The 17,464-nt window shown below is 54.7% G+C and carries 18 protein-coding genes; 9 read left to right on the top strand and 9 right to left on the bottom strand.

Annotated features, from left to right (window positions below; all coding sequences use genetic code 11):
• The first annotated feature begins 3 nt into the window (after positions 1-3).
• From rpsR to N7922_RS22180, 3 genes are all read left to right on the top strand, one after another.
• Positions 4-231 (top strand): 30S ribosomal protein S18, encoded by a 228-nt coding sequence (rpsR, locus tag N7922_RS22190; RefSeq protein ID WP_000135199.1) that lies wholly within the window; start codon positions 4-6, stop codon positions 229-231.
• Positions 232-272: 41 nt separating this feature from the next.
• Positions 273-722, top strand: a complete 450-nt coding sequence (gene rplI, locus N7922_RS22185) for a 50S ribosomal protein L9 (RefSeq protein ID WP_017459146.1) — start codon at positions 273-275, stop codon at positions 720-722.
• A 154-nt stretch (positions 723-876) separates the two neighbouring features.
• Positions 877-1,806, top strand: a complete 930-nt coding sequence (locus tag N7922_RS22180; protein WP_263098306.1) for a DMT family transporter — start codon at positions 877-879, stop codon at positions 1,804-1,806.
• A 20-nt stretch (positions 1,807-1,826) separates the two neighbouring features.
• On the opposite strand, the gene N7922_RS22175 is transcribed toward N7922_RS22180, so the two are convergent.
• Entirely contained in the window at positions 1,827-2,465 is a 639-nt protein-coding gene (locus N7922_RS22175) for a LysM-like peptidoglycan-binding domain-containing protein (protein ID WP_263098305.1), read from the bottom strand.
• Positions 2,466-2,729: 264 nt separating this feature from the next.
• On the opposite strand from N7922_RS22175, the gene fklB reads away from it, so the two are divergent.
• Positions 2,730-3,350 (top strand): FKBP-type peptidyl-prolyl cis-trans isomerase, encoded by a 621-nt coding sequence (gene fklB, locus N7922_RS22170; protein WP_263098304.1) that lies wholly within the window; start codon positions 2,730-2,732, stop codon positions 3,348-3,350.
• A 301-nt stretch (positions 3,351-3,651) separates the two neighbouring features.
• Positions 3,652-5,064: a D-serine/D-alanine/glycine transporter gene (gene cycA / locus N7922_RS22165; RefSeq protein ID WP_263098303.1), complete on the top strand. Its 1,413-nt coding sequence runs from the start codon at positions 3,652-3,654 to the stop codon at positions 5,062-5,064.
• A gap of 58 nt (positions 5,065-5,122) precedes the next feature.
• Here the strand turns inward: cycA and ytfE are convergent, their stop codons facing one another.
• Positions 5,123-5,788: an iron-sulfur cluster repair protein YtfE gene (gene ytfE, locus N7922_RS22160; protein ID WP_263098302.1), complete on the bottom strand. Its 666-nt coding sequence runs from the start codon at positions 5,786-5,788 to the stop codon at positions 5,123-5,125.
• Between the two features lie 273 nt (positions 5,789-6,061).
• Between ytfE and N7922_RS22155 the strand changes: the two genes are divergently transcribed.
• Positions 6,062-7,717: a methyl-accepting chemotaxis protein gene (locus N7922_RS22155; RefSeq protein ID WP_263100979.1), complete on the top strand. Its 1,656-nt coding sequence runs from the start codon at positions 6,062-6,064 to the stop codon at positions 7,715-7,717.
• 45 nt (positions 7,718-7,762) lie between these two features.
• Here N7922_RS22155 and N7922_RS22150 read toward each other — a convergent pair whose 3' ends face one another.
• The 3 genes from N7922_RS22150 to N7922_RS22140 all read right to left on the bottom strand — a co-directional run bounded on the left by N7922_RS22150 (position 7,763) and on the right by N7922_RS22140 (position 10,563).
• Positions 7,763-8,731 carry a DMT family transporter gene (locus N7922_RS22150; RefSeq protein ID WP_263098301.1) on the bottom strand — a complete coding sequence of 323 codons (969 nt, stop codon included), beginning with the start codon at positions 8,729-8,731 and terminating at the stop codon, positions 7,763-7,765.
• A gap of 75 nt (positions 8,732-8,806) precedes the next feature.
• Complete coding sequence (locus tag N7922_RS22145; protein ID WP_263098300.1) at positions 8,807-9,631, bottom strand: AraC family transcriptional regulator; 825 nt, start codon at positions 9,629-9,631, stop codon at positions 8,807-8,809.
• Positions 9,632-9,714: 83 nt separating this feature from the next.
• Positions 9,715-10,563 carry an SDR family oxidoreductase gene (locus tag N7922_RS22140; RefSeq protein WP_263098299.1) on the bottom strand — a complete coding sequence of 283 codons (849 nt, stop codon included), beginning with the start codon at positions 10,561-10,563 and terminating at the stop codon, positions 9,715-9,717.
• Positions 10,564-10,647: 84 nt separating this feature from the next.
• On the opposite strand from N7922_RS22140, the gene N7922_RS22135 reads away from it, so the two are divergent.
• On the top strand, positions 10,648-11,040 hold the full coding sequence (locus N7922_RS22135) for a winged helix-turn-helix transcriptional regulator (RefSeq protein ID WP_263098298.1): 393 nt from the start codon (positions 10,648-10,650) through the stop codon (positions 11,038-11,040).
• A 67-nt stretch (positions 11,041-11,107) separates the two neighbouring features.
• On the opposite strand, the gene N7922_RS22130 is transcribed toward N7922_RS22135, so the two are convergent.
• Complete coding sequence (locus tag N7922_RS22130; RefSeq protein ID WP_263098297.1) at positions 11,108-13,051, bottom strand: bifunctional 2',3'-cyclic-nucleotide 2'-phosphodiesterase/3'-nucleotidase; 1,944 nt, start codon at positions 13,049-13,051, stop codon at positions 11,108-11,110.
• Positions 13,052-13,242: 191 nt separating this feature from the next.
• Between N7922_RS22130 and cysQ the strand changes: the two genes are divergently transcribed.
• On the top strand, positions 13,243-13,983 hold the full coding sequence (cysQ, locus tag N7922_RS22125) for a 3'(2'),5'-bisphosphate nucleotidase CysQ (protein ID WP_263098296.1): 741 nt from the start codon (positions 13,243-13,245) through the stop codon (positions 13,981-13,983).
• Here cysQ and N7922_RS22120 read toward each other — a convergent pair.
• Positions 13,973-14,530 (bottom strand): YtfJ family protein, encoded by a 558-nt coding sequence (locus N7922_RS22120; RefSeq protein ID WP_263098295.1) that lies wholly within the window; start codon positions 14,528-14,530, stop codon positions 13,973-13,975. The genes cysQ and N7922_RS22120 overlap by 11 nt on opposite strands.
• A 324-nt stretch (positions 14,531-14,854) precedes the next feature.
• On the opposite strand from N7922_RS22120, the gene N7922_RS22115 reads away from it, so the two are divergent.
• A complete protein-coding gene (locus N7922_RS22115; RefSeq protein ID WP_008501430.1) occupies positions 14,855-15,061 on the top strand; it encodes a DUF1107 domain-containing protein in 207 nt (68 codons plus the stop codon).
• An 81-nt stretch (positions 15,062-15,142) separates the two neighbouring features.
• Here N7922_RS22115 and N7922_RS22110 read toward each other — a convergent pair whose 3' ends face one another.
• Together N7922_RS22110 and msrA are read right to left on the bottom strand one after the other, a co-directional pair.
• A complete protein-coding gene (locus N7922_RS22110; protein ID WP_263098294.1) occupies positions 15,143-16,477 on the bottom strand; it encodes a hemolysin family protein in 1,335 nt (444 codons plus the stop codon).
• Between the two features lie 181 nt (positions 16,478-16,658).
• A complete protein-coding gene (gene msrA / locus N7922_RS22105; protein ID WP_263098293.1) occupies positions 16,659-17,303 on the bottom strand; it encodes a peptide-methionine (S)-S-oxide reductase MsrA in 645 nt (214 codons plus the stop codon).
• Positions 17,304-17,464 lie beyond the last annotated feature (161 nt).

The following is a 17,464-nucleotide window of genomic DNA, read 5'->3' as shown; positions in this document are numbered from 1 at the left end:
CAAATGGCACGTTATTTCCGTCGTCGCAAGTTCTGCCGTTTCACCGCGGAAGGCGTTCAAGAGATCGACTATAAAGATATCGCTACGCTGAAAAACTACATCACCGAAAGCGGTAAGATTGTCCCGAGCCGTATCACCGGTACCCGTGCAAAATACCAGCGCCAGCTGGCTCGCGCTATCAAACGCGCTCGCTACCTGTCCCTGCTGCCGTACACTGATCGTCATCAGTAATCGGTCACGGTCCATTAATACGACTTTGAGAGGATAAGGTAATGCAAGTTATTCTGCTTGATAAAGTAGCAAACCTGGGTAGCCTGGGTGATCAGGTTAACGTTAAAGCGGGCTACGCTCGTAACTTCCTGGTACCGCAGGGTAAAGCTGTTCCGGCTACCAAGAAAAACGTTGAGTATTTCGAAGCACGTCGTGCTGAACTGGAAGCCAAACTGGCTGACGTTCTGGCGGCTGCTAACGCTCGTGCTGAAAGCATCAATGCACTGGGCAGCGTTACCATCGCGTCTAAATCTGGCGACGAAGGTAAACTGTTCGGTTCCATCGGTACTCGCGATATCGCTGACGCTGTAACTGCAGCTGGCGTTAAAGTGGCTAAGAGCGAAGTTCGTCTGCCGAACGGCGTTCTGCGTACTGTTGGCGAGCACGAAGTGGACTTCCAGGTTCACAGCGAAGTATTCGCTAAACTGACTGTAAACGTTGTTGCTGAGTAATTTTTTACTCTAAAACGATGTTGAAACGCCGGCCTTGTGCCGGCGTTTTGCTTTTCTGCATGACCAAAAAAGGCTATTTCGCCTTGTATGGTAGCTATTTCAGGTGCATTCTTCGATAATAAATTGAAACGCAATTTTATTTCTGAGATTTGTCATGGACACAGCTTTACCCACGCCCGTTTTTGCCCGCCGAAATGTTGCTTATGCCTGCGCTACGCTCTGCTGCCTGCTCTGGGGCAGTTCCTACCCGGCAATAAAAAGCGGCTACGAACTTTTTCACATTGCCACCGATGATATCCCGTCAAAAGTCGTGTTCGCCGGGTATCGGTTTTTATTTGCCGGTGCGCTATTGCTGCTGTTTGCGCTGGCGCAGCGTAAACCGATCGGCAGGCTGACCACTGCCCAGTTTGGGCAACTGACGATACTGGGGCTGACCCAGACCACCCTGCAGTACACTTTTTTCTATATTGGTCTTGCCTTCACCACCGGCGTAAACGGTTCGATCATGAATGCGACCGGCACGTTCTTTAGCGTTCTGCTGGCTCACTTTATCTATCAGAACGACAAACTCAGTTTTAACAAAGCGCTGGGCTGTATTTTGGGTTTTGTGGGTGTAATGCTGGTTAACTTCCACAGTGGATTACGTGACTTTAGCTTTGTCTGGCACGGCGATGGATTCATTATCCTGGCGGCGTTCATCCTTTCTGCTTCCACACTCTACGGCAAACGCATCTCCCAGACGGTCGACCCGACGGTGATGACCGGCTGGCAACTGGCTATCGGTGGCGTTGCGCTGTTGGCGGGCGGATATTTGTCGGGTGGCAGGCTCGACGTGACTGGCGTGGCGGCGGTGGCGATCCTCGGCTACCTGACGTTACTGTCGGCGATCGCATTTGCGTTATGGAGCATGCTGCTGAAAGTGAACCGCGTAAGCATGATTGCACCGTTCAACTTTGTGATACCGGTTGCGGGTACCGTGTTATCCGCCATTTTTCTCGGTGAGAACATCCTGGAACTCAAATACGCGATTGCGCTGGTGCTGGTCTGTTCGGGGATCTGGTGGGTCAATAAACGCGCCGGGTAAACCGCTACCCGGCGGTGAATTTAGCGGGCACGAATAAAACTGCCGTCCGGCTGGCGGGTGAACAGCACCGGCTGGCCGCCGGTCTCAATGGTCAGTCCGGTCACGACGCCGTTGGCGTTCTGGCGAATTTTCACCATCTGACCGCTTTGCAATGTGCTGAGCGGTTTACCGTCACCCTCCACTTTTGCCATTGCATACACATCCGTTGGCGGCAGGTTATGGTCGCGGAACAGTTGCGCCAGTGTTTTCCCTTCTTCAACGCGGTAAGCGCGCCACTGCTGCTCAATACCGCCAGACGAGGCGACCGGCCGGTTCTGGGTGGCGGCGGGTTGCTGTTGTTGAACGGGCTGTTGCTGCTGCGGCTCGCTAAATGTTGTTGTTTGCTGTGGCTCGCTCATCACTGGCGGCGGGGTTTGCTCTGGTGCGGTTTGTTGTGTCGTCGTTGATGAAGGCAACTCAATTTGCGCTTCACGAGGAGCGGATGCGGGAGTTATGGACGTCGTGTCCGTTGCCGGGAGCAGGAAACCCATCACCACCAGTAAAGCGGCGAGGATCAGACCACGACGGTGCATTGGCGGGAGCGGGTCCATCAGGCGAAAATGGTCCGGGGCGTGCCAGATTTTCGCCAGGGTAGGTTTCAGTTCAAAGCGCCCGGGCATGGCTTTCCTCCTGCTCCGCGTCATGTAATGTCCTGTCTCGTTGAGTATATACACGTTATGCTTTTAGCGTCGTTTCTGTGGCGGATAACTGCCTGATTGATGGTGTAAAGCGGCTTCTTGCGACCACAAATCAGGATTTATCCTGGTTCCCGTTATTCTTTCCCTTTCTCGGTGATTTGTCATCTTTCCTGAGACAAAGTTGTACCCGGCGCAGCACGACTGTTATGCTGCGCGCTACCTTAAAAAGCGATGGAAGGAAAACCCATGACAACCCCAACTTTTGACACGATCGAAGCGCAAGCCAGCTATGGCATTGGTTTACAGGTAGGACAGCAGCTGAGCGAATCCGGGTTAGAGGGGCTGTTACCGGAAGCGCTGGTCGCGGGTATCGCGGACGCGCTGGCGGGCAAACAACCTGCCGTGCCGGTTGATGTTGTACATCGCGCGCTGCGCGAAATTCACGAGCGTGCCGATGCGGTTCGTCGTTCACGTTTTGAAGAAATGGCGGCGGAAGGCGTGAAATATCTGGATGAAAACCGTGAGCGTGAAGGCGTGAACAGCACCGAATCCGGCCTACAGTTCCGCGTGCTCAACCAGGGTGAAGGCGCTATTCCGGCGCGTACCGACCGCGTTCGTGTGCACTACACCGGTAAACTTATCGACGGTACGGTATTCGACAGCTCCGTGGCGCGCGGCGAACCGGCTGAATTCCCGGTTAACGGCGTGATTGCAGGTTGGATCGAAGCCCTGACGCTGATGCCGGTGGGTTCCAAATGGGAACTGACTATTCCGCACAACCTCGCGTATGGCGAGCGTGGCGCTGGCGCATCGATTCCGCCATTCAGTACGCTGATTTTCGACGTGGAACTGCTGGAAATCCTGTAATTCCCCGCATGAATACCTCTCTCCGTCAGGAGAGAGGTTGTCTGACTGCGCTGATCGTTCGTTAATAAAACTATTATCAATATATTATCTTGCAAACTGCACGATCGGGTGTATTTTTGTGAACTATTTCGCATTAAGTAAGTGATATGACACTCACTTTAAACAAATATTTAACATTAGATTTAATTCAGAGTATTCATCCCGCCGATTCTTACCTAATATCGTTGCGTCCTGGAAAGGGCGGAACGCGCAGATAAAAAAGGCCAGCAGAGCCCCAACACAACACAGACAGGAACTAAACATGGTAGATCAGGTTAAAGTCGTGGCCGACGAACAGGCCCCGGCTGAACAGTCGCTACGGCGCAATCTTACTAACCGACATATCCAGCTAATCGCTATCGGCGGCGCCATCGGCACCGGGCTGTTTATGGGCTCCGGAAAAACCATCAGCCTCGCTGGCCCTTCGATCATTTTTGTCTATATGATCATCGGCTTTATGCTGTTTTTCGTTATGCGTGCAATGGGCGAGTTGCTGCTGTCGAATCTCGAATACAAATCGTTTAGCGACTTCGCCGCCGACCTGTTGGGGCCGTGGGCGGGGTACTTCACCGGTTGGACCTACTGGTTCTGTTGGGTGGTAACCGGTATGGCGGACGTGGTGGCCATCACGGCATATGCGCAGTTCTGGTTCCCTGGTCTGTCTGACTGGGTGGCAGCGCTGGCGGTGGTGTTTGTGCTGCTGAGTCTGAACCTCGCGACGGTAAAAATGTTCGGCGAGATGGAGTTCTGGTTCGCGATGATCAAAATCGTCGCCATTGTGGCGCTGATCATTGTGGGCGTGGTGATGGTGCTGATGCACTTCAAATCACCGGCTGGCGTAGAAGCCTCTTTTGCGCATCTGTGGAATGACGGTGGCTGGTTCCCGAAAGGCATCAGCGGTTTCTTTGCCGGGTTCCAGATTGCCGTGTTTGCTTTTGTGGGTATTGAGTTGGTGGGCACAACCGCCGCGGAAACCAAAGATCCCGAGAAATCTCTGCCGCGCGCCATTAACTCGATCCCGGTGCGCATTATCATGTTCTACGTGTTTGCGCTGATTGTCATTATGTCGGTGACGCCGTGGAGTTCCGTGGTGCCGGATAAGAGCCCGTTTGTTGAACTGTTTATACTGGTAGGGATCCCGGCGGCGGCGAGCATCATTAACTTTGTGGTGCTGACCTCTGCGGCCTCTTCCGCCAACAGCGGCGTCTTTTCCACCAGCCGCATGCTGTTTGGCCTAGCGCAGGATGGCGTCGCGCCCAAATCGTTCGGGATACTCTCTAAACGCGCTGTTCCGGCGAAAGGGCTGACCTTCTCCTGCCTGTGCCTGCTCGGCGGCGTGGCGATACTGTATGTGAACCCGAGCGCGATTGCGGCATTCACCATGATCACAACCGTGTCGGCGATCCTGTTTATGTTTGTCTGGACGATCATTCTTTGCTCGTACCTGGTCTACCGCAAGAAGCGCCCGCACCTGCACGAGCAATCCAGCTACAAAATGCCGTTGGGCAAGTTGATGTGCTGGGTGTGCATGGCCTTCTTTGTCTTCGTGCTGGCGCTGCTGACGCTGGAAACGGACACCCGTCAGGCACTGCTGGTGACGCCACTGTGGTTTGTGGTGCTGGGCGCAGGCTGGCTGTACGCCGGTAAAAAGCGTCTGGCCGACCGCCAGCCATAAAAAAAGAGCCGCAATGCGGCTCTAAACTTCCATGAATCAAGGGCGCTCTCGGGCGCCTTTATTTTTCGCCTGCGAGGGCACGCGGGAACAGATTATTGTTTTCCAGACTGATGTGTTCCATCAGGTCATCAATCAGCGTATTAATGCCGTTGTACATCGCTTTCCAGGTGGTGCAGGCTTCCGGCGGCGGTGTCACGTTATTAGTGATGTGCTTGATCACGTCCAGCAACTCACCGGCTTCATCATGCTCGCTTTCCATTACGCTGATCGGCCCCATCGCCTGCGACCCCATACCCTGTTTGATCATCGGGAAGAGAATTTGCTCTTCTTTCATCATGTGGCTGGAGAGTTCCTGGTGCAGCATCGTCAGGTATTTGGTTAAACCGCGCGGCACGTTAGGTTTGTCGGCGTGAACGCGCTCCACTTTGGTGGCTTGCAGGATCAGTTCCGGTAGTTGTTCACGGTGACGATCGTGGTAACGCACAATGATGTGATCGATGATTTCCGCCAGCCCCGCGATGCGCCAGTCTTTGTCGATCGGTTGTTCCGCCAGCGTCGCCAGCTCCGCTTCGATAACCTCAATATCCAGCTCTTTGCGGGCCGCTGAGCGCCCCAGCGTTTGCTTACCGCCGCAGCAGTAATCCATATCGTATTTACGGAACAGAGCGGAGGCGCGGGGGATAGAGAGCGCCAGCTCACCCAGGGGTTGATCGCGGAAAGCCATAGCAGTTACCTCATCGTGAAATTATAAGTTGCATTTTAAATGCGTCTTTATGGCGATGATATACCCCTTTCGGGGCAGCGGGAATGGCCTTATGCCTTTCACAGGCAAAAAACAGTGATATTCATCACAAAAATTCTTTCGATGTTAACATATTGAATGCAGATGGTTTTTCTGGAAAGTTTTGGATAAGGGAATGTTGCAAGATTAAACAACTCTGTCGCACTGCCGATACAAACACCTCAGACAATATCCTGCACTTACTATAGGCCTATGATGTTCAAACGAATTAAAGTTATTACATTGTTAATCATGGTGTTACTCGTGCTTGGCGCCATGCAATTGATCTCCGCTGGCGTGTTTATCAGCGCGCTGAATAACGATAAAAACAACTTCACCGTTTCTCAGGTTTCCAGCCAGAACGTTTCCGAATTTACCGATGCCTGGATCAGCCTTAACCAGGCGCGCGTGACGCTGAACCGCGGCATGCTGCGTCTGCAAAGCAGCACCGCCAGCCAGATTAACGGCGGGCAACTCAGTGAACTGGCAAACAATGCCACTGAACTGCTGAACCAGGCACAGAAGCATTTCGACAAATACAAAGCCATTCCGGAAACCCCGGGTCTCGACAAAAATCTGTCGAAAGATCTGGAAACCCAGTATGGCGTCTACCATGCCACGCTGACGGAAATGAACCGTTTGCTGTTGGCCGGTAAACTGGAAGATATGTTCCGCCAGAACGCCGAGCAGAAGCAGACCGCGATGCAAAAAAGCTACCGCGCATGGCGTGATGCACAGACCGTGCTGGCGAACGAAGGCGTCATCGAGAACGAACGTGATTACCAGCGCATTATGTGGATCATCGCGCTGGTCATGCTGGTGGTACTGGCGGTTATCGTGATGAGCTGGGTCGCAATGCAGCGCGTCCTGCTGAAACCGTTGCACGAAGTGATGGGGCATATTCGTCATATCGCCACCGGTGACCTGACGCACAACATTAACGCCGATGGCAAAAATGAGATGGCGCTGCTGGCGAAAAACGTGCAGGAGATGCAGCAGTCGCTGGTGAAAACCGTGAGCGTGGTGCGTGATGGCGCAGACACTATTTATACCGGTGCGGGCGAAATCTCCGCCGGTAGCAACGATCTCTCTTCCCGTACCGAACAGCAGGCGGCTTCTCTGGAAGAGACAGCAGCCAGCATGGAGCAATTGACTGCCACGGTGAAACAAAACGCCGACAACGCCCGTCAGGCAACGCAACTGGCGCTGAATGCGTCCGGTACCGCTAAAAAAGGCGGTCAGGTGGTGGATGGCGTGGTGCGTACGATGGATGAAATCGCCACCAGCTCAAGCAAAATTGCGCAGATCACCAACGTGATTGATGGCATTGCCTTCCAGACCAATATCCTGGCGTTGAACGCCGCCGTAGAAGCCGCCCGTGCGGGTGAGCAGGGCCGTGGTTTTGCGGTGGTGGCCGGTGAAGTCCGTACGTTGGCGCAGCGTAGCGCCCAGGCGGCGAAAGAGATCAAAGGGCTGATCGAAGATTCCGGCAACCGCGTTGATGCGGGGGCGGCGCTGGTTCACCAGGCGGGTGAAACCATGGCCGAGATCGTCAGCGCGGTCACGCGTGTGACGGACATTATGGGGGAAATCTCCTCGGCGTCTGATGAGCAGAGCCGTGGGATTGACCAGGTGGGCCAGGCCGTGGCTGAGATGGATCGTGTGACACAGCAGAATGCGTCGCTGGTGGAAGAGTCTGCCGCTGCCGCAGCTGCACTGGAAGAACAGGCGGCGCGCCTGACCGAAACCGTGGCGGTGTTTAAGGTCAACCGCACACAGCGCGCCAAAACCACCGCGCTGCGTTCACCTACCAGCACGCCAACAGTGAAAGCGGCGGAAAGCTTCAATGAAGCGAACTGGGAAACCTTCTAAATCGCGTTAACCCGGCTTCTCCGGCCGGGTCATCTTCCCACCGCGTTACGTCGCATCACTCAGTGGCGTAACGCGGGTTTTCACCGGTTTTGATAACACCGCCGTTACCACTCCGCCCACCAGCAAAATAATGCCGCAGAAGGTCAGTAGCGGCGGCATGCTCTGGCGCAGCAGGAAGGTATAGAGCAGCCCGGCAAGGGTTTCGAAAACAATCAGCGGGCCGACAATCACGGTGGGCAGCCTCTGGCAGGCGATGTTCCAGCACAGCGTGCCAACCCATGAGCAAAACACCGCAATCACAAACATCAGGCCAATAAACACCCACGGACGCGGGCCAAAAGGCAGGGCAAAGTCCGGCTGTTGTCCGCAGAGCCACAGCGTGGCGGCAATATACCCAACCAGCGACACCGGCAGCGTCACCAGCGCTTGCGCAGTGGCCCACATCAGTGGATTTTTATCCGGATTTTCCCGCAACCAGCGGGCGTTACGTAATGCATACCATGCCCAGCAGGCGACCGAGGTAAAGGCCAGCGCAATACCGGAGCCGTAGCGCCAGGCGCTGAAATCGGGCAAACCGTGGCGCAGTTCAGCAATATTTACGCACCCCAGCCCCAGCGCGATGCACACCAGCGCAGGTGACAGACGCCGCCACGAGAGTTTACCGTCTCGCTGGCTGTAGAGCAGGTTGGCGCACACCGGGATCACCACTGGCAGCGTGGCGATAATCATGGTGGAGACCGGCGCGCCGGTACGCTGGATAGCACTGGCCAGGCAGACGTAATAAATCAGGTTGCCCATGATGGTCAGCCACAGCGCGGTGACCCAGTCGCTGCGCGTCAACTGGCGCAGGCGCGCACGGCCCAGCCAGGCCAGCGGCAGGGCAATCAGCCCCAATGCCAGGTAGCGCCCGGTTGATTGCAGTACCGCCGGGTAATCCGGCACAATCAGCGGCCCAACAAAAATCAGCCCCCACAACAGCCCGGCAAGCAGGGCATACAACACACCACTAATCATCTTCCCATCCATTTCTCTCTTGTTCAGAAGCAGTGTAGGGAAGTGGCAGGCAGGAATATTGTATGAGATTGCGCATTAACGGCGCGCAACCTGTTTCTGGTAGCGTACCGGCGTAATGCCGTAACGGTGGGTAAAGGCGCGGGTGAGATGCGACTGATCGCTTAACCCGGTCGCCGCAGCGACATCGGCGGCGGGCATGCCCTGCGAGAGAAATGCTTTGGCGCGCCACAGGCGGATCGCCATCAGCATCTGGTGCGGGGTGACGTGAAAATGGGCCTTGAACTGGCGCTGGAAGTGATACGGGCTGAGCGCTGCGACATTTGCCAGTTCATCCAGCGTCAGGCTGTTCATATAGTTATCGTGCAGGTATTCGCGCACCCGATCAAAACGGTGCGCCCCCTCAGGGCGCTGCGGCGCATGGTGCGCCAGTGGGCGGAACGTGTCGATCAGATTCAGCAGGATCCCCTGTTGCGCCAGTGGATCGTCGGTATGCCACAGACTGTGGATCTGCGCGCAGATCAGCCGGGTGCGCAGGGGATCGTGACGTGTGACATCGCTAAACCACCAATGACGGATGCCGGTAACCTGCTCCAGTAACGCCGGATCCAGATAGACCATGCGGTAACGCCAGCCGTCGGCGGTTTCCGCTTCGCCGGTATGCAGCTCATCGGGGTTCATGGTGACCACGGAATTCGCCGGGGCGACATATTGCGTGCCGCGATAACGAAAACGCTCGGCACCCGCTTCAATCGCGCCAATGCCGAATGCTTCATGGGTGTGCGGTTCAAAGGCGTAACGGGAGATATGCGCGTGGTACAGCTCGATCCCTGGCAGTAAATCCAGATGACGAAAACTGGCGCAATCTCGCTTGTCGTTAAACTGTTCTGGTACGCCTTCCACTTCGGGTTCCTCCGCACAGGCCATCTCTCTATTATTAGGGATGACCTGGCAGGAGGCTACAAAAATTAACCAGTCTGTAACGTTTACAGAATGGTGTCGACGCTGTCGGCAATTGGTGTGGTCGGGCGGCCAATCAGTTTGCTCAACGTTTTGCTGTCGTCAAACAGACCGCCTTTTGCCGCGCCCGCATCGGAGTCCGCCAGCAGGTTCGCAAACACGTCCGGCAGGCCCACTTCTTTCAGCGCGGCGGCGAAATCAGCTTCACTCAGATTCTGATACACCACGTTTTTACCGCTCGCTTTGCTCAGCAGTGCCGCTAGTTCGCTCAGTGTCCATGCGGTGTTGCCCGCCAGTTCATAGATCTTGCCAGCATGCCCTTCTTCGCTGATCACACGCGCCGCGGCGGCAGCATAATCCGCACGGGTCGCCGAGGCGATTTTGCCCTCTCCGGCCGCGCCAATAAACACTCCGTGCGCCAGTGCAGCAGGTGCGCTGGCGAGGTAGTTTTCGCTGTACCAACCATTGCGCAGCAGCGCATAAGGAATGCCGGAATCCGCCAGCATTTTTTCGGTTTCGACGTGTTCAACGTGCAGACCAAGCGGGGAGGTATCCGCATGCAGCAGGCTGGTATAGGCGATAAATTTCACGCCCGCAGCTTTGGCGGCATTGATCACGTTGCGGTGTTGTACGGCTCGCTGGCCGACTTCACTGCTGGAGATCAGCAGCAGTTTATCGACCCCGGCCAGTGCCTGAGTGAGGGCAGCCTGGTCGCCGTAATCTGCCTGACGCACAAGGATGCCTTGTTGGCTGAGATATTCGGCTTTTGCCGGGTTGCGAACAATAGCGACAATCTGTTTTGCCGCCACGGTTTTCAGCAGTTCTTCTACCACAAACTGGCCCAGTTGGCCGGTCGCGCCGGTAAGTGCGATCATGGGTATTCTCCTTCGATTTCGGTGAGTGTCGTGGTACGCTATCACCTTAACTAACTTTTAGTAAGTACGTACAAAAAGGTAAGTATGAAAAAAGAATCTCGCCCTCTGACGTTGAGCGAGCAAGTGCGCAACGGCAACTTGTTCGCAGAGCAGTGTCCGTCCCGGGAGGTGCTCAAGCACGTGACCAGCCGCTGGGGCGTGTTGATCCTGATTGCACTGCGCGATGGCACCCATCGTTTTAGCGATTTGCGCCGCAAAATGGGCGGGGTCAGCGAAAAGATGCTGTCGCAGAGTTTGCAGTGGCTGGAACAGGATGGCTTTATCAACCGCGTCTCTTATCCGGTGGTGCCGCCGCATGTGGAGTATAGCCTGACCCCGCTCGGTGAGCAGGTGAGTGAGAAGGTTGCCGCGCTGGCGGACTGGATCGAACTGAATGTTCCCCAGGTGCTGGCGCACCATGCCCAACAGGTGGCGTAGCTGTGTAGATCGGGTAACACAGCAGCCGCCATCCGGCCTGCGGTCCAGGCCGGACAGGGTACCGCCGTTATTTGCTTAAATCGACTTTATAGACGGCAAAACCGATCTCGTCGTTTGCCACTTTTTCCATCGGGTATTGCGCCTTGTCTTTGATAAACGCAGCGGCTTTATCCGTTGGCGAGGTTTCAAAGCGGATATCCAGCTTACTGTCAGTATGAATGGGCGCCAGCCGCCAGTTATTATCCGCCGCCGGGTGGATTTCTCCGCCGCGTTTGGATTCGTCACTGATCCACTTTGCCAGCACCGCACGGTTCTCGTCCGGCGAGGCAAACGCGATATGGCTATCGCCGGTCCCGGCAAACTTGCCGCCATAAGCGCGGTAGTTATTGGTCGCGACGAGGAAAACGGCGTTGGGGTCGACAGGCTTGCCGTTAAAGGTCAGATCCTTAATGCGTTCCGCCTGCGGATTGATGCTCTGGCATTCACCGTCATAGCGCGCCGGTTGCGTGACATCAATCTGGTAATTAACACCGTCGATCACATCGAAGTTATAGGTTCGGAAACCGTCCCAGTTCAGCAGGCTTTGCGGCTTATCGCTGTGCGGATCAATACGGTTAAACTGGCCCGCTGAGCACTCCAGCCACTCTTTCACCTCTTTACCGGTCGCTTTGACCACCACCAGCGTATTCGGGTAGAGATACAAGTCCGCTGCGTTGCGGAACGTCAGTTGTCCTTTTTCCACTTCAACAAAACTGGCGGGATCGTTTTTACGTCCTCCGGCTTTAAACGGCGCGGCAGCAGAGAGTACCGGCAGTTTCGCCAGATCCGGATCGCCCTGAATAAAGTGCTCAACATAGGCTTTCTGCGCGTTGTTCACCACCTGCACGGTGGGATCGTCCTGCACCAGCGACAAATAGCTGTACATGTTGTCGGCGGACTTGCCGATCGGTTTACCGACAAATTCGCGGGTGGCGTCATGATCGTGTTTCAGAATTGCTACCAGTTTGCTGTCTTCGCCGACCAACGCTTTTTTCGCCGCGGCATCGTAAATAGGCCGCGCTTCGGTTTTGGCGTCGGCAACCTGCCATTTACCGGCGTCATTGTTCATCACCAGATCGACGACGCCCAGATGATCGCCCCACATGCCTGGCATCACCGCCGGAATGCCGTTCAGCGTGCCTTTGCTGATATCTGCGCCTTTAATGGCGGCAAACTCTTTACCCGGGAACACCGCGTGCGCATGACCAAACAGAATTGCATCGACGCCCGGCACCTGGCTGAGGTAGTAGACCGAGTTTTCCGCCATTGCCTGATACGGTTCCGCAGACAAGCCGGAATGCGCGACCACTACCACCAGATCTGCGCCTTTGGCGCGCATCTCCGGTACGTATTTACGCGCCGTTTCGGTGATGTCGTTGACGGTCACTTTGCCGCTCAGATTGGCTTTATCCCAGACCATGATTTGCGGCGGCACGAAACCGATATAGCCGATGCGCAGGGTATGTGCCTTGCCATCTTTATCCTGAACAGCCGTCTCTTTAATCAGGTAGGGTGTGAACAGCGGTTTTTTGCTTTTCGCATCAATGATATTGGCGTTGACGTAGGGGAATTTCGCGCCTGCCAGCGCTTTATGCAGGTAATCAAGACCGTAGTTGAATTCGTGGTTACCCAGGTTGCCGACGGCGTAATCCAGGGTGTTCATTGCTTTATAGACCGGGTGCACCTGACCCGCTTTCAGCCCCTTTGCCGCCATATAATCGCCGAGCGGGCTTCCCTGGATTAAGTCGCCGTTATCCACCAGCACGCTGTTTTTGACTTCCTGGCGGGCGGCGTTGATCAGGCTGGCGGTGCGCACCAGTCCGAATTTTTCCGTCGCGCTGTCTTTGTAGTAATCAAAATCCATCATGTTGCTATGTAAATCAGTGGTTTCCAGAATCCGCAACTCCACCGTCGCGGCCTGGACGCTTGCCGCGATCAGCGTGGCAAGAAGCGTTACACTAAACTTAATCATCAGAGGCATCCTTTTTCGATCTGGGCCACAAAAGAAATTGTTATGTACATTTTGTTGCTTACAGAATTGTGAATACTGCCATAAAAGTGGGTAAAGAAAACGCAATCACTATCACAGATGGCAGATTCCGGCGCGATGCGATATAAGTAAAACAACGAGTTACAAACCACTGAACAGACAAGAGGTGGAGAATGTTAGATGCAATTTGCCGGCTCGCGCGGGAAGCGGGCGATGCCATTATGCAGGTCTACGATGGGCACAAACCGATGGATGTCACCAGCAAGGTAGATGACTCCCCGGTCACCGCCGCAGATATTGCGGCGCACCAGGTGATTGTGCGCGGTTTGCAGGCGCTGACGCCGGACATTCCGGTGTTGTCGGAAGAAGATCCTCCGGGCTGGGAAACGCGCCAGACATGGCAGCGCTACTGGCTGGTGGACCCGCTGGATGGCACGAAAGAGTTCATTAAGCGTAACGGTGAGTTCACCGTCAATATCGCGCTGATTGACCAGGGGAAACCGGTCATGGGCGTGGTTTACGCACCGGTGCTGAAAGTGATGTATTACGCCGGTGACGGCAAAGCGTGGAAAGATGAAGCGGGTAATCATCATCAGATTCAGGTGCGCGATGCCCGGCCGCCGCTGGTGGTCGTCAGCCGTTCCCATGCGGATGACGAACTGAAAGAGTACCTGCACCAGTTAGGCGAGCACCAGACTACGGCGATCGGCTCCTCGCTGAAATTCTGCTTGGTGGCGGAAGGGAAAGCTCAGCTGTACCCGCGTTTCGGACCGACCAACGTATGGGATACGGCCGCAGGGCACGCGGTGGCGGTGGCTGCCGGGGCGCATGTTAACGACTGGCAAGGGCGTTCGCTGGATTACACCCCCCGTGAGTCCTTCCTCAACCCCGGCTTCCGGGTCTTTATTTACTAAGCAGCGTGTGCAGCAGGGCGATAACCTGCTGCACCTCTTGCTGGCTCAGCCCGCCATCTTTTGCGTACGCCACTCGCCCGTCTTTATCCAGCACGACAATCGCCGAGCTTTCCTCTTCCAGTTGCCAGGCTTTGCGCGCAACGCCGTCACTATCAACAATGAATTGTGACCACGGGTAGAGTTTCTTATTACTCTCGATGCTGCTGCGCACGAACATGGCGCTGCCGGGAATGGCGTCATCGGTATTGATAATGGTGGTGGTCTGGTAGCGATCGTGCGGCAAGTTGGCGGTTTTGATGGCTTCGATCAGCGCGGCGTTTTTCTCTTTAGCAGAGGTCCGACCGGCAATATGTTGCACAACCCGCACTTTGCCAGGAAGCTGGGCGCTATTCCATTTTTTATAGCTAAACTTGTCATTATCAAGCATCAACTCCCCTCTGTCGGCTATGCCCACAGGCGGCACGCGCTGGTTGGTTTCAAAGCTATGGGCTGAAGCAACCAGTGGCAGTAACAGGCATGTCGCTGCCAGAATCTTACGTAGGGTCATGGTTTTTCCTTGTGTTTATGCAGGTGATCCGACCACTTGGGTGGCCATTTTAATCATATGTGCGATCAATCCGTTTTTCCCGCAATCAGGATGCCAGTTTGCGGGTGGACGCACATATCCGCACAAAAATGTGGATTTATACTGCATAGCGAAACGCACTGAAAAGAAAATTCTGAATAATTGTCATCAAAAGGTAAATAAACTTATACACACTATGTATCAGTGCGGTTCTGAACTATAGTCACTGAGCATTAAATTTGCGCTCATCAACGCTGGTCCGATTGTGGTACCGCAAGGGCGTAATGCTTTACAGGAGATAAAAGAATGAAAATTTTCCAGCGTTACAATCCACTTCAGGTGGCCAAGTACGTGAAAATCCTGTTCCGTGGACGGTTGTATATCAAGGATGTTGGCGCTTTCGAGTTCGACAAAGGCAAGATCCTGGTCCCGAAAGTGAAAGACAAGCAGCACCTGTCTGTGATGTCTGAAGTCAACCGTCAGGTTATGCGTCTGCAAACTGAGATGGCTTAACCCGTCGTGCTATGCAGTAGTTTAAGTACTATAAAAAAACGGCCCCGATGGGGCCGTTGACATTTTAGCGTTAGTGGCGCGTCACGCTGCGCCTTTCTCTTCCGCACCCGGCAGTTTTGGCATGAGCACCGTTGCGCGAGCGTCGATACGCGTCACCAGCAACTGATCGATACGGTAGTTATCAATATCCACCACTTCGAACTTATAGCCCGAGAACTTCACCGCATCGGTGCGTTTCGGGATTTTACGCAGCATAAACATCATAAAACCGCCGATGGTTTCATAGTTGCCCGACTGCGGAAACTCGTCGATATCTAACGCACGCATGACGTCGTCAATGGGCGTACCGCCGTCAATCAGCCATGAGTTTTCATCACGGGCGACGATCATCTCTTCCACCTGGCCGACCAGGTCGCCCATCAGCGTGGTCATCACATCGTTAAGGGTGATAACCCCCACCACCAGCGCGTACTCGTTCATGATAACGGCGAAGTCTTCCCCGGCGGTTTTAAAGCTTTCCAGCGCTTCGGAGAGGGTCAGCGTGTCCGGCACAATCAGCGTGTTGCGGATCTGCACGCCGCTGTTGAGCGCCATGCTCTGGTTCGCCAGCACGCGGTTAAGCAGATCTTTCGAGTCCACATAGCCCACAACATGGTCGATATCGTCGTTACACACCAGAAACTTCGAGTGCGGATGCTCCGCGACTTTGTTTTTCAGGCTCTGCTCATCTTCGTGCAGATCGAACCAAATCACGTTTTCACGTGAAGTCATGGAAGAAGGGACGGTGCGCGATTCCAGCTCAAACACGTTCTCAATCAGTTCATGTTCCTGCTTACGCAGCACGCCGGCCAGTGCGCCCGCTTCCACCACCGCGTAAATATCGTCCGAGGTGATGTCATCTTTACGCGCCATCGGCAGTTTAAAGATGCGGAAGATGACATTCGCCAAACCGTTAAAGAACCAGACCAGCGGACGGAAAACAAATAAACAGAAGCGCATCGGGTTGATGATACGCAAAGCCACGGCTTCGGGCGCAATCATACCGATGCGTTTCGGCGTCAGATCGGCAAACAGGATGAACATCCCGGTGACCAGCGAGAAGGAGATGATAAAGCTGAGCTGTTCGGCAAGCTCCGGAGAAACCACCCTGACCAGCAAGCTGTAAAACGCCGGAGAAAATGCGGCATCACCGACGATACCGCCGAGAATGGCGACCGCGTTAAGGCCGATTTGCACCACGGTAAAGAAGGTGCCGGGGTTTTCCTGCATTTTCAGGATGCGTTGCGCATTGATGCTGCCTTCATCGGCCAGCAACTTGAGTTTGATTTTTCTCGATGCGGCAAGTGAGATCTCGGATAACGAGAAAAACGCACTTACTGCGATGAGACAGAGTATGACTAAGATACTGTTTAACATAATTTATCCAGCCATTGACCGGATCCTCGGAAGGGGTTTTTGAATATCCATGTGGTAAACACAATGAAAGCCGGTCCGAAGCGGTGGACCGGCAATTTCGAGAGGTAGTATAGCGTAAGCGTGTTACAAGCTACCAGAGGCTTAATTTTTGCCCGTTTTTATGGCGTATTTCCGCAAAATGTTAAGGGTTAAGCTGCGGCGGCAGGCAAACGCCGATACCACCGATGCCGCAGTAACCATACGGGTTTTTATGCAGGTACTGCTGGTGATCATCTTCCGCGTAGTAGAACGGCGTGGCGGTTTTGATTTCCGTCGTGACCTGGCGATCGTCCCCGGCGCTGCGCATCGCCGCCTGAAAACGCTCAAGACTGGCACGGGCGGCGTCGTTTTGCTCCGGCGTCAGCGGGTAGATCGCCGAGCGGTACTGGGAGCCGTGATCGTTACCCTGGCGCATGCCCTGCGCCGGATCGTGATTTTCCCAGAACACCTGTAGCAACTGTTCGTAACTTACCACCTTCGGATCGTACACCACGCGCACCGCTTCAGCGTGGCCGGTCTGCCCGCTGCACACTTCCCGGTAGGTCGGGTTCGGCGTAAAGCCGCCGGTATACCCTGCCGCGGTGCTGTACACCCCCGGTAATTGCCAGAACAGGCGTTCAACGCCCCAGAAGCACCCCATCGCGAACAGGGCAATCTCCATGTTTTCCGGAATATGGGTCATTGAATGCGCGTTAACGGCATGTAAACTGGCTACCGGCATCGGTGTATTGCGCCCGGGTAATGCATCCGATTGAGAAACAAGCTCTTTTTTATCAAACAGACTCACGGTGGAACCTCCCGGAGGGTCGAATTGCGGTTAAGGTTGTCACGGTGCGTGTGTTTTAACACAATAAGCACCATAAACAGACTAGATTTAAACATAAGAAATTTTGGGGTAGTCGTCCGTTTTTCAACCCATGTTTTGGGTTTTTATCGGCTTGTGTTCCG

This window comes from Kosakonia sp. ML.JS2a, from assembly GCF_025642095.1.
Classification (GTDB): Bacteria; Pseudomonadota; Gammaproteobacteria; order Enterobacterales; family Enterobacteriaceae.
The sequence above is the reverse complement of the archived record's forward strand: the minus strand, read 5'-3'. Positions and strand labels throughout refer to the sequence as shown.